This window comes from Litchfieldia alkalitelluris (genome assembly GCF_002019645.1).
Lineage (GTDB): Bacteria > Bacillota > Bacilli > Bacillales > Bacillaceae_L > Litchfieldia > Litchfieldia alkalitelluris.
On sequence record NZ_KV917374.1, the window covers coordinates 4,734,369 to 4,746,819 of the forward strand.

At 39.0% G+C, this 12,451-nt stretch carries 10 protein-coding genes, 1 rRNA gene and 1 other annotated feature (1 of these 12 running past the window's edge); of the genes, 3 read left to right on the forward strand and 8 right to left on the reverse strand.

Going from position 1 to position 12,451, the window contains the following annotated elements; all coding sequences use genetic code 11:
• Positions 1 to 1,487, reverse strand: a sequence feature (mutual gap in cmsearch alignment for this rRNA model is longer than 100); it reaches 932 nt to the left of the window's first position.
• A gap of 179 nt (positions 1,488 to 1,666) precedes the next feature.
• Positions 1,667 to 3,235: ribosomal RNA gene (locus tag BK579_RS22375) — 16S ribosomal RNA — on the reverse strand.
• 352 nt (positions 3,236 to 3,587) lie between these two features.
• Between BK579_RS22375 and BK579_RS22380 the strand changes: the two genes are divergently transcribed.
• A complete protein-coding gene (locus tag BK579_RS22380) occupies positions 3,588 to 3,701 on the forward strand; it encodes a biofilm-forming protein (RefSeq protein ID WP_078549370.1) in 114 nt (37 codons plus the stop codon).
• A 156-nt stretch (positions 3,702 to 3,857) separates the two neighbouring features.
• Here the strand turns inward: BK579_RS22380 and BK579_RS22385 are convergent, their stop codons facing one another.
• Entirely contained in the window at positions 3,858 to 4,100 is a 243-nt protein-coding gene (locus tag BK579_RS22385) for a hypothetical protein (RefSeq protein ID WP_078549371.1), read from the reverse strand.
• Between the two features lie 178 nt (positions 4,101 to 4,278).
• Here BK579_RS22385 and BK579_RS22390 point away from each other — a divergent pair, with 178 nt between their 5' ends.
• Positions 4,279 to 4,911, forward strand: a complete 633-nt coding sequence (locus BK579_RS22390) for a LysE family transporter (RefSeq protein WP_078549373.1) — start codon at positions 4,279 to 4,281, stop codon at positions 4,909 to 4,911.
• 41 nt (positions 4,912 to 4,952) lie between these two features.
• On the opposite strand, the gene BK579_RS22395 is transcribed toward BK579_RS22390, so the two are convergent.
• The 5 genes from BK579_RS22395 to BK579_RS22415 form a co-directional block, all read right to left on the reverse strand.
• Positions 4,953 to 6,317, reverse strand: a complete 1,365-nt coding sequence (locus tag BK579_RS22395; RefSeq protein ID WP_078549374.1) for an amino acid permease — start codon at positions 6,315 to 6,317, stop codon at positions 4,953 to 4,955.
• A 68-nt stretch (positions 6,318 to 6,385) separates the two neighbouring features.
• Positions 6,386 to 6,598 (reverse strand): YozQ family protein, encoded by a 213-nt coding sequence (locus tag BK579_RS22400; protein WP_078549376.1) that lies wholly within the window; start codon positions 6,596 to 6,598, stop codon positions 6,386 to 6,388.
• Between the two features lie 343 nt (positions 6,599 to 6,941).
• On the reverse strand, positions 6,942 to 8,033 hold the full coding sequence (ribD, locus tag BK579_RS22405; RefSeq protein ID WP_078549378.1) for a bifunctional diaminohydroxyphosphoribosylaminopyrimidine deaminase/5-amino-6-(5-phosphoribosylamino)uracil reductase RibD: 1,092 nt from the start codon (positions 8,031 to 8,033) through the stop codon (positions 6,942 to 6,944).
• A complete protein-coding gene (locus BK579_RS22410) occupies positions 8,026 to 8,784 on the reverse strand; it encodes a GTP cyclohydrolase II (protein WP_078549380.1) in 759 nt (252 codons plus the stop codon). The genes ribD and BK579_RS22410 overlap by 8 nt, the downstream gene beginning before the upstream one ends.
• Positions 8,785 to 9,817: 1,033 nt before the next feature.
• Positions 9,818 to 11,080: a sensor histidine kinase gene (locus BK579_RS22415; RefSeq protein ID WP_078549382.1), complete on the reverse strand. Its 1,263-nt coding sequence runs from the start codon at positions 11,078 to 11,080 to the stop codon at positions 9,818 to 9,820.
• 140 nt (positions 11,081 to 11,220) lie between these two features.
• On the opposite strand from BK579_RS22415, the gene BK579_RS22420 reads away from it, so the two are divergent.
• Positions 11,221 to 11,655 (forward strand): GNAT family N-acetyltransferase, encoded by a 435-nt coding sequence (locus BK579_RS22420; protein ID WP_078549384.1) that lies wholly within the window; start codon positions 11,221 to 11,223, stop codon positions 11,653 to 11,655.
• Positions 11,656 to 11,716: 61 nt separating this feature from the next.
• Here the strand turns inward: BK579_RS22420 and BK579_RS22425 are convergent, their stop codons facing one another.
• Entirely contained in the window at positions 11,717 to 12,451 is a 735-nt protein-coding gene (locus tag BK579_RS22425) for an exonuclease domain-containing protein (RefSeq protein ID WP_078549386.1), read from the reverse strand.

Below are 12,451 nucleotides of genomic sequence, written 5' to 3' on the forward strand. Positions count from 1 at the left end.
CTCAAACGGTGAGGAGGTGGTACAGGAATTTCAACCTGTTGTCCATCGCCTACGCCTTTCGGCCTCGGCTTAGGTCCCGACTTACCCTGAGCGGACGAGCCTTCCTCAGGAAACCTTAGGCATACGGTGGAGGGGATTCTCACCCCTCTTTCGCTACTCATACCGGCATTCTCACTTCTAAGCGCTCCACCAGTCCTTCCGGTCTGACTTCACTGCACTTAGAACGCTCTCCTACCATTGTTCTAAAAGAACAATCCACAGCTTCGGTGATACGTTTAGCCCCGGTACATTTTCGGCGCAGAGTCACTCGACCAGTGAGCTATTACGCACTCTTTAAATGGTGGCTGCTTCTAAGCCAACATCCTGGTTGTCTGGGCAACTCCACATCCTTTTCCACTTAACGTATACTTTGGGACCTTAGCTGGTGGTCTGGGCTGTTTCCCTCTTGACTACGGATCTTATCACTCGCAGTCTGACTCCTGAATATAAGTCTTTGGCATTCGGAGTTTGACTGAATTCGGTAACCCGTTGGGGGCCCCTAGTCCAATCAGTGCTCTACCTCCAAGACTCTCATGTTCAAGGCTAGCCCTAAAGCTATTTCGGAGAGAACCAGCTATCTCCAAGTTCGATTGGAATTTCTCCGCTACCCACACCTCATCCCCGCACTTTTCAACGTGCGTGGGTTCGGGCCTCCATTCAGTGTTACCTGAACTTCACCCTGGACATGGGTAGATCACCTGGTTTCGGGTCTACAACCACGTACTCATGCGCCCTATTTAAGACTCGCTTTCGCTGCGGCTCCGTCTTATCAACTTAACCTTGCACGTGATCGTAACTCGCCGGTTCATTCTACAAAAGGCACGCCATCACCCTGATATTTTCCGAAGGAAAAATCATAGGGCTCTGACTACTTGTAGGCACACGGTTTCAGGATCTCTTTCACTCCCCTTCCGGGGTGCTTTTCACCTTTCCCTCACGGTACTGGTTCACTATCGGTCACTAGGGAGTATTTAGCCTTGGGAGATGGTCCTCCCTGCTTCCGACGGGATTTCTCGTGTCCCGCCGTACTCAGGATCCACTCTAGAGAGAACGAAGTTTCGACTACAGGGCTGTTACCTTCTGTGGCTGACCTTTCCAGATCACTTCATCTACCTCGTTCTTTTGTAACTCCGTACAGAGTGTCCTACAACCCCAAGAGGCAAGCCTCTTGGTTTGGGCTATTTTCCGTTTCGCTCGCCGCTACTCAGGAAATCGCGTTTGCTTTCTCTTCCTCCGGGTACTTAGATGTTTCAGTTCCCCGGGTTTACCTTCAACTACCCTATGAATTCAGGTAGAGATACTACTCCATTACGAGCAGTGGGTTTCCCCATTCGGAAATCTTCGGATCAAAGCTTACTTACAGCTCCCCGAAGCATATCGGTGTTAGTCCCGTCCTTCATCGGCTCCTAGTGCCAAGGCATCCACCGTGCGCCCTTACTAACTTAACCTAAGTTAAAGTCGTAAAAACTTTACAGTTTATTACTTTGGTTTTAATTCTTAATGAATGTCTTGTTACGTTATCTAGTTTTCAAGGTACGAATTCTAATAGAAGGAAAGTTCCTTCAAAACTGACCACAATAAATCAAGCGTCTTTTTATGAATCTCATAAGAGATTCAGTTTCCTTAGAAAGGAGGTGATCCAGCCGCACCTTCCGATACGGCTACCTTGTTACGACTTCACCCCAATCATCTGTCCCACCTTAGGCGGCTGGCTCCTAGATGAAACAAGTTTCATCTTAGGTTACCCCACCGACTTCGGGTGTTACAAACTCTCGTGGTGTGACGGGCGGTGTGTACAAGGCCCGGGAACGTATTCACCGCGGCATGCTGATCCGCGATTACTAGCGATTCCAGCTTCATGCAGGCGAGTTGCAGCCTGCAATCCGAACTGAGAATGGTTTTATGGGATTCGCTTAACCTCGCGGTTTTGCTGCCCTTTGTACCATCCATTGTAGCACGTGTGTAGCCCAGGTCATAAGGGGCATGATGATTTGACGTCATCCCCACCTTCCTCCGGTTTGTCACCGGCAGTCACCTTAGAGTGCCCAACTGAATGCTGGCAACTAAGATCAAGGGTTGCGCTCGTTGCGGGACTTAACCCAACATCTCACGACACGAGCTGACGACAACCATGCACCACCTGTCACCTTTGTCCCCGAAGGGAAAACTCTATCTCTAGAGCGGTCATAGGGATGTCAAGACCTGGTAAGGTTCTTCGCGTTGCTTCGAATTAAACCACATGCTCCACCGCTTGTGCGGGCCCCCGTCAATTCCTTTGAGTTTCAGTCTTGCGACCGTACTCCCCAGGCGGAGTGCTTAATGCGTTTGCTGCAGCACTAAGGGGCGGAAACCCCCTAACACTTAGCACTCATCGTTTACGGCGTGGACTACCAGGGTATCTAATCCTGTTCGCTCCCCACGCTTTCGCTCCTCAGCGTCAGTTACAGACCAGAGAGTCGCCTTCGCCACTGGTGTTCCTCCACATCTCTACGCATTTCACCGCTACACGTGGAATTCCACTCTCCTCTTCTGCACTCAAGTCTCCCAGTTTCCAATGACCCTCCCCGGTTGAGCCGGGGGCTTTCACATCAGACTTAAAAGACCGCCTGCGAGCGCTTTACGCCCAATAATTCCGGATAACGCTTGCCACCTACGTATTACCGCGGCTGCTGGCACGTAGTTAGCCGTGGCTTTCTGGTTAAGTACCGTCAAGGTACGAGCAGTTACTCTCGTACTTGTTCTTCCTTAACAACAGAACTTTACGACCCGAAGGCCTTCATCGTTCACGCGGCGTTGCTCCGTCAGACTTTCGTCCATTGCGGAAGATTCCCTACTGCTGCCTCCCGTAGGAGTCTGGGCCGTGTCTCAGTCCCAGTGTGGCCGATCACCCTCTCAGGTCGGCTACGCATCGTTGCCTTGGTGAGCCGTTACCTCACCAACTAGCTAATGCGCCGCGGGCCCATCTGTAAGTGATAGCCGAAACCATCTTTTAATAGAGAACCATGAGGTTCTTTATATTATCCGGTATTAGCTCCGGTTTCCCGAAGTTATCCCAGTCTTACAGGCAGGTTGCCCACGTGTTACTCACCCGTCCGCCGCTAATTAAAGGAAGCAAGCTTCCTTTAATCCGCTCGACTTGCATGTATTAGGCACGCCGCCAGCGTTCATCCTGAGCCAGGATCAAACTCTCCAATAAGAGATATTTGATTGCTCAAATAAAAATTTAAAACTAGATTAAACGTTGACGCTTGTTTATTGTGTTCAGTTTTCAAAGAACTTTCGAAACAGCTTTATTAATTTAACATTTCTATCAATCGATGTCAAATGTTTTTTTGAAATAGTTTTTTCATTCATACGAACGAATGACTCTCTCGTAGGAACAGGACTTATCATACCATTATCATTTCATAGAAGTCAACTTATTCTGCATGGAAATATATAGAATGTTATCGTAAGAACACATCTAATACAAAACCATATTTCAACCTCTCTAATGAATAGGGAATCTATTTTTAGACAAAATACTATTGTTAAAGGTGGTGATATATATGAAGAAGAACGGAATTACAAATAGCAGTATAGAACAAATTAAAAATGACCACGAAACCGAAAGTGCCTTCCAACAAGATAAAACTAACTCAAAAAAGAAGAACAAAAAATAGGTGTAATAATTGAAAATAGTATTAAAAGGAAAAAAGATAGATAAGACACTTCGTCTTCATCTATCTTTTTACTATGTCATTTAAAAAACTTCGTACTAAGTAGAGCGGCACCATTACTCCACAAATCATAAAGATCAAGTAAAATAGCTAAATTTTTTAATATGCTCTATTAGCTTCATGGGCTTCAGATAAATGTCTTACCAACTCTTCTGCTCTCCTAATTTCAATTAAAGAACTCTCTTCCATTCCTTGCGTGTTCATTTCACTTAACATCTGCTTTGCGCTAGCAAGTTTATATTGAGCATTTTGAAAACGTTCGGGATCATCAACGCCTTGCGCTTCAATAACAGCTTTTTGAGCTTCACCTACAATTTCTAATATCTCTTTCACATTACTCACGATGTTAATCACCCCTGTCTTTTAAAAATACGAGCTTTAATTCTTTTAAAATTTTTGTAGTACAAGCCAGACTTCCTGAATAGGATTTGTAGACAAGTTCTTTTTTATTAGGTCATACTCTATTTCAAATTACGTCCTATAAAGAAGAATCTTCATTACTTCAGGAGGGGTGTAGAACTTGAGCGTTTTTTTAAGTTATATCTTACTAGGTCTTTCATTAGCAGCACCAATAGGTCCGGTAAATGCTGCACAAATTGACCGGGGCATCAAACACGGATTTCTACATGCTTGGTTGGTAGGAGTTGGGGCAGTTGTAGCGGATGGGGTTTATATGCTTATTGTTTACTTTGGGGTTGTTCAATTCATTGACACTCCAATGGTAAAAACCTTTTTATGGCTTTTCGGAGCATTTGTCCTCATATATACTGGGATCGAAAGTTTATTCAGCGCCGGACAAATTCAGTCAAAGCAATTTCGCGATAAAGAAGAACGTCCTATTAAAGCATTTTTTTCAGGTTTTTTGATGTCATTAACAAACCCTTTAACCATCTTGTTTTGGCTCGGAATCTTCGGATCAGTTTTAGCAAAAACAGCTTCTACCTATGCAAATGCTCAACTGATTCTATATAGTGCAGCTATTTTTATCGGTTTATTATTATGGGATGTGACAATGGCAGCTGTATCTAGTAGTTTTAGGAAATTTTTAACATCACAACTATTGACGCTTATCTCCTTTTTATCAGGCTTGTCTCTCATAGGATTCGGTGTTTACTTTGGAATTCAAGGAATACGGTTACTTTTCGGAATATAAAATAGTACCTTCGATATACTGATGTAAATCGAAGGTATTATTTATGGCTTTTCAAGTTTTTTAAACAAAGAAGAAGACCCTGATTTACCTTCACTTTTTTTCCAGACAGAGTTCATTTTTAAGGTGATTGCTCCTATTAAGATAACAAATCCCAAACTGATAAAAAAACCCGGCCTACTCTCTTTAGTTAGGATTGTTCCTGATACCGCAAGAAAAATCAGTACAAGACCTGTATAATATTTTATTCGGTCCAACAACCCTGGCGAAAGGTTTCTACATGCAGATAATAGGATAAAAGCCCAATTATACAACAGCATTAATCCTGCACCGGTAGTGATATACTCATAAATTGAATCTGGCATAAGCAAAGACAATACTATAGAAGTGACCAATCCAGCCGTCGTTAAGCCCAAAGCAGGTATTGGGATTTTCAATTTTCCTTTCTTCGAGAAAAACTTGGGCGCATCTCCATCCTCTGATAAATTGACTAAAATACTTGTTACACCAAAAAGAGCTGCAGCCATCGTAGAAAAGCCCGCAATAATTAATGCTGAATTGAATAAGTGCGGAATAAAAGACAAATCAAAATTCCGCAAGCCCGTAACGAATGGACTCTTTTCAGTATTAAACGCATCCCATGGAACAAGAATAACCGCTAATCCAATTGATGCAACATAAATTACTGTTAATAATAAAATCATAACTTTTCCAGCTTTTGGGGCTTCTTTTGGATTTTTCAGTTGAGTTGCCATCAAGCCCATAATTTCTATCCCACCAAATGCATAAAAAGCCAAGATTAACGCAGACCACAATCCTATGAATGGTCTTGGAAAAAATTCCTCAGTTGTTGTTGGTAGGTTGCCATCTACCCCCCCAAACATTCCTAACAAACCAGCTGATGCAATTATAATGAACATCATTATTGCCGCAATTTTAATTACTGCCAAAAAACCCTCTACCCTGTTTAACCACTTAACACCTATTAATAGAACAATAATTCCTAATACGGCATAACCTGTCGCAAATATCCAAAGCGGAACCTTCGGAAACCAAAATTGCGAGAAAATTGAAAGTGCGGTTAATTGACTTCCCATAATAAGCATTTCAGAAGCCCAATAGACCCAACCGATACTAAATCCAGCCCAATGCCCAAACGCCTTTTTAGCATAGGTACGAAATGCTCCTTTTTGTGGATCAGAGGCAGTCATTTTTGCCAATGCATCAAAAACAAAATACGTTCCTATCGCAGCTAATATAAATAAAATCAAAACTGCTGGCCCACTCTTAGTAATCGCTATACTAGAACCTAGGAAGAATCCAGTTCCAATAGTACAACCGACACCAAATAAAGACAGCTGCCACCATTTCATCTTTCCCTTGGACTTTTTCGCACTATTTTCCTTCATATAATACCTTCCTTTTAATTTAGGAATCGAAGAAAAATGGTGAGGGTATAATACCCTTCACCACAGTTCTATTTGTCTTCTGTGTATCCTACTCTCGGTATTTCAATATCTTCACCATTTACATTTTCAATAACTGGTTTTATTTCACCCTCAGTCATAACATCACTAGCCTGTTCGTGAGTTATTGCAAGCCCTTGTGATAACTCATCTTCTTTTTTATAATCTTCCGGTTCATAATATCTACCCGCTAAATCAGTTGAATTTGTTTTCTTAGACGACATTTAAATTCCTCCTTTTCATGTCCTTATATTTCCTAATATAGTCGATTAAAACTCCTAAAAATATTTGGTAAAATGTACACTTAGCATCGATTTAGACGCTCACCCGAATTATATGTAGGTAACTTCTGAAACTCTAAAGTTTTATGTATAATCTTTACTTTTACCAAGTGTACTCTTTCCCCCTTTTTTTTTTGAGAGACTATGTTATAGTTACCTCCCAGGTTTGTTTGTATTCTGTACAGTGTAAAGTGTTTTTCATAATTTACGAAAACCTTACTAAAGTGACTCATGACGCGAATATTTTCCTAAATAAAAAAACCTTATCCCAAAAAGGAATAAGGCCTTATCTATAACGAGGATAAGCTACAAATCTGTAATCAGGTCCAAGTTTCTCAATTTTCAAATCCTCTAAATCAACTGCACGACTCATTTTATCAATTCCTACACCTTCCAAGAACGTTGGCGCACTTTTACCACCAATTAATTTTGGCGCGATATACAGCACTAACTTATCAACTAAATGCTCCTCAATAAATGCAGCATTCACTTCTCCTCCACCTTCTATTAATAAAGATGAAATATGATGTTGACCCAATATGGTTAAAACCTCAGGCAAACTCACTCTAGTATTCCCTGATGTAACAAAAACTTTCACTCCATGTTTTTCTAACTCTTGTTTCTTTTGCTCCGAATGATTCACTCCAGTAAATACCCAAGTCTCAGCAAGTTGGTCTTTCACAACCTTGGAAATCAAGGGGATTTTTAAAGTTGTATCCAATATAACCCTTATCGGATTCCTTCCATTCATTATTCTAGTTGTTAATTCAGGATCATCCTTGATGACAGTATTTACTCCAACTAAAATAGCAGCATGCTCATTCCTTAATTGATGCACATCATGCCTAGCTTCTTCTGATGTGATCCATTTGCTATCTGAAGTGTAAGCAGCAATTTTTCCATCGAGTGTAGTTGCAGACTTTAATGTAATAAAAGGTGTTTTAGTTGTAATGTATTTATTAAATACTTCATTCATTCTTCGTGAGTCTTCTTCACAAACACCAACAATTACTTCAAGTCCCGCATTTTCCAAGATTTTGATCCCGTTTCCTGAAACAACCGGATTCGGATCAAGTGTTGCGACAACCACTTTTTTTAGTCCAGCTCTAACAATCGCTTCTGCACACGGACCTGTTCTTCCATGATGCGAGCAAGGTTCAAGTGTTACGTAGATGGTCCCTCCCTCTGCCTTTTCTCCCGCCATTTGAAGAGCGTGAACTTCAGCATGCGGTCCACCCGTTTTTAGGTGAGCACCAATTCCTACAATCTGGTTATCATTCACTATAACGGAACCAACCAATGGATTTGGGTCAGTTTGCCCCTTCATAGATACTGCATTTTGAAGGGCTAGGTTCATATAAAATTCATGACTACTCATTTAAGTCGCCTCTGAAGTGACCAGATCTCTTAATTTTCGTCTCTAGATATTTTTCGTTATATTCAGATTTGTCTCCCCACAAAGGAATACGGCCTGATACATTTGCCCCTGATTCCTGCAACGCCTCTAACTTACGTGGATTATTAGTAATAAGCGTTACTGGTTTTGTACGTAGCGTTTTTAACACAGCAATAGCATCTTCATAACTTCTCGCATCATCAACAAATCCTAAATTCAGATTCGCTTCAACTGTATCAAACCCATCTTCCTGTAAAATATAAGCTAACGCCTTACTAAAAAGCCCTATTCCTCTACCTTCATGATTCGATAAATAAAATAACGCACCAGACCCTTGAGCAGCTATCATCTTCATCGCCGATTTCAGCTGGAAACCACAATCACAGCGCTTACTCCCAAAAATATCACCTGTGTGACAGATACTATGCATTCGAATAAGCGTTTCTTCAGCATTTTCAAAATCTCCATAAACTAAGACACTAGACTGCTGCATTTCAGCTAAATTTGAAGAAGCTAATCTTTCGATAATTTTCTCTAAATTAAAAGAGCCATCTCCACAGAAATCTCCATCAATATCACTACATCGCAGCCAACAATACCATTGAAAAACGGTCGTTTCTCCATCAAGATTGACAGGTAATTTAATAGGACCTACTAGATATATGAACTCTTCATTATGTTTAATTATATTTATTTTATTTTCTAATATAGATACTACATTAGTATTAATCAAAACAATCTTCCTCCAAAAAATTAATCAGATGATTACAAGTAAAGGTTATCATAAGTCCAACAAAAACTGTTAGTAAAGCAACTTGCTTTATCCAAAAATCAGGTTATAGCTTTATTATTTGCTAAAAGTGGGATTTTTCCATCATGTTATTCAGATATTATATATCGAATTTTAAAAAAACGTGTAAAAATAAGGCTCTACCTAACATTACATTCACTTTCCGTTTACAATAGATATTATAGAGTTCACTCTAATCCAATCATATGTTAAACCGATTTTAGGCACTATAAAAAAGGAAGGCTCTTTAAACGAATTCCATTTCCTTGCCCAAACATAAAAAATGTCAAATAAAATAACCTTCAAATTGTTGGGAATTTGGAGGTCATTTTGTTTGATATAAAGGGGTTTTGTTTAATATAAAGGGGTTTCGATAAATTTATTGGAGGATTTGTAATGCAATTTATTATTAAAATGTAGGGGGGGACAATAGCCTGTGTACCTCAGCTAAACACACTACATTTCCCCTTAGAAATTGATATATAGAACAGAAAATATCAGTTATGCTCTATTAACCCGAAAGCTGATTTCACTATATTTGAAATATAAACGGAGAAATTACCGCTAAATTAGGAAATACCCATATTTTCATACAAATAAGGGGAGTTTTTCCACTTAATTAGCCCAAATCTTTAGATTCTGTCTTATTCAAGGCAGTTAACGGGAATACCTCCGCTTATATTCGCTTTTTGAGCTTCCCTAGATAGAATAGAGGGAAATTCTCCGCTTAAGAATTCTCATACCTAGACAAAATCAAGTCGAGAAGGCTGAGTACTGCAAACTTCGTAGTACGCATTCAATAATTAGCCAATAGCAAATGTCTAAACCCTTGCTATTTTTAATGCTTTTTATCCACCTAACCTTATAAATTGCCCTACATATTATAATAGTGCAAAAAAATTACACCTTGGGTTGTACCGTGCAAATTGACGTTTTGTGACAGGGTACGGAAACCCATAGGTTCGTAAGCCCTTTTTTATGCCAATTCATCCAAACATGTTAGATATGGAAACCCAATAACAAAGGTTGTTCCTTCATTCTGCACACTTTCAACATTAACCGTTCCACCAAGTGATCTTATCACACTAAAGGAAACCATCATTCCTAAGCCGGTCCCCTTTGTTTTTGTCGAAAAGTAAGGTTCGCCAAGTCTTTTTAATTGTTCCTCCGACATACCTATCCCACTATCCTGAATTTTTACAAATACCGTGTCACCCATTAAATATGTACTTAAATTAAGTGTTCCTCCATCGGGCATTGCCTCTAAACAATTTTTCAAAATATTTATAAAACATTGTCTGAACTTACTGACATCTCCTTGAATGTCTACAGAAATCATTTGAGAATTGATTGAAACCGAATAATGATTAGCTAAAGGTCGTAATACAGAAAGCACATAAGAAATTTCTTTATGTAACTGAATCGTAGTTCCATCCGAGCCTTCAGGTTTAGCAAAAGTAAGATAGTCAGATATAATAACTTCTGCATCATTTAATTGATTTAACGCTAGCTCGATATAGCTCTTCTTCTTAAGGTCTTCTTCATCACCATTCAACAATTGCAAAAATCCTTTCGTCACCGTTAGCGGATTACGTACCTCGTGTGAGATAGATGCCGCTAATTGACTGACAACCTCAAGTTTTTCAGATTTTCGAACCGCATTAAAGTATTTGTAACGTTCAGACATAATGTCAATGATAATAAAAACCATCCCTAAAGTTAATATGGTAATAAAACATAAACCTAAAACAAGTAAATGTGGGGGATTATCAAGTATAAACAAACTAATGATGTACCCAATAATTAATGGAGAAATACAGATAGAAGAAGAATAAGCTATCCGCTGTAGTACATTACTACTCCTTATTCGCTTCACTAACGGCATCGTAATTAATAAAACAAAAACAGTCTCAAAAATGGTTATATAGGCACCAATTCCTCCACCTAATATAAATCGATAAAATACGATAACACCAAGGGTTATAAAACCACCTTTTTTTCCTCCATATAAAATCCCCAACAATAAAGGAATTAAGTGTAAGTCAAAGATAAAGCTCCCTAAATGAACAGGAAAACTCATACATAAAATAATTGAAATAATAGAGGTCATTGTAAAAATGTACATTCGCTTTTTCTGGCTACCCTCGATATAAATACCTCTAAAGAAAATGAAATGAGAAAATAAGATCGGCATAATTATAAATTGAGCATTCATCAAAAACCCTTTAACCGCTTCCATATCCACCCACCCTCCAAAAATCAGAAAATATCCCCAATCTCGTTATAGTCAATATACTACATGTTTCTACCTTTTTGATAGTAATTTTTTCATGAAATACACTATACTAATAATAATAAAATAGAAGGAGAATTTAATTAATGAAGACAATAGTAATAACTAATAAAAATGAATTAGAATCAGCGTTTGAAATAAGAAAAAAAGTGTTTGTTGAGGAACAAGGGGTACCTTTAGAGGATGAATTTGATCAATTTGATCATCTTGAAGCAGATTGCAAGCACATACTAGTTTCTCAAGAAAACGAAGCAGTAGGAACCGGAAGGATAAGATATGTTGATGATTTAGGCAAACTAGAAAGAATATGCATACTATTAACACACCGAAAACAAGGGATCGGCAATATCATTATTAGAACCCTTGAAGAAATAGCACTAGAGAGAGGTGTAAATAAAGTAAAATTACATGCCCAAACACACGCGGAAAATTTTTATAAAAAACTAGGCTACGAAACGATGTCTGATGTATTCATAGAGGACGGTATTCCACACATTATCATGGCGAAGAAATTAGCCTAAAAAATAAAAAAAGCCACCTTTGTCAGTAGCCTAAAATTTAAAATTCTGTTGAATAAGGGCATTACTTTATTTTAGCCAAATGGGAATAAACATCATTAAGGTCTGAAAAGCCTAGCTGGTGAATAGATTTAAGACTTGCCGACCAAAGATTAGCTGCAGCAATCGCATCATGTAACGCATGGTGCCTTTGCTCAATCGAAATACCAAAATAAGAACAACTCTCACATAAAGTAACCAACTTCTCATTCGGTTCAATAATTTTAGTTAAAAAAGAAGTATCAATAATACGATGTAGAAAATTAGTTCTGGAGATAGACCATGTGGCATGTTCCATAAAGTTTCTTTCATGATTTGCGTGATGAGCCACAAGTGTATCACTACCTACAAATTGAAAGAAGTCTTTAAGAACAACTTCAATTGTTGGCGCATCATTTAACTCCTCACTCGTAATCCCTGTTAAATCAACAATTTCCGCGGGTAGTTCTTCTATACTATGAACTAAAGAATAAAAGCTTTCCTTCTCAAGCACTTGTTCACCATGCATTTTCACAGCACCTATCGAAATAATACGGTCTCCTTTTTGAGGATTAAAGCCTGTTGTTTCTAAGTCGAAAACAACCACTTTCAAGTCGTTGAAGGGGATACTCAAAACATTTTCTCTTTTCATTTCTCTCTGTAATTGGCGTAAAAAAGCAATGCTAGCTGGATCTGTTTGACTTGCCATTGATGTATACATATTTGGACTTAATCTCCCGGACAATTGTTTTACAAATTGAACCATATTATTGATCCCCAT

Coding starts and splice junctions, on each gene's coding strand:
- BK579_RS22380 (WP_078549370.1), top strand. CDS start 3,588: ATGAAGAAGAACGGAATTACAAATAGCAGTATAGAACAAATTAAAAAT.
- BK579_RS22400 (WP_078549376.1), bottom strand. CDS start 6,598: ATGTCGTCTAAGAAAACAAATTCAACTGATTTAGCGGGTAGATATTAT.
- BK579_RS22420 (WP_078549384.1), top strand. CDS start 11,221: ATGAAGACAATAGTAATAACTAATAAAAATGAATTAGAATCAGCGTTT.
- BK579_RS22415 (WP_078549382.1), bottom strand. CDS start 11,080: ATGGAAGCGGTTAAAGGGTTTTTGATGAATGCTCAATTTATAATTATG.
- ribD (WP_078549378.1), bottom strand. CDS start 8,033: ATGAGTAGTCATGAATTTTATATGAACCTAGCCCTTCAAAATGCAGTA.
- BK579_RS22395 (WP_078549374.1), bottom strand. CDS start 6,317: ATGAAGGAAAATAGTGCGAAAAAGTCCAAGGGAAAGATGAAATGGTGG.
- BK579_RS22425 (WP_078549386.1), bottom strand. CDS start 12,451: ATGGGGATCAATAATATGGTTCAATTTGTAAAACAATTGTCCGGGAGA.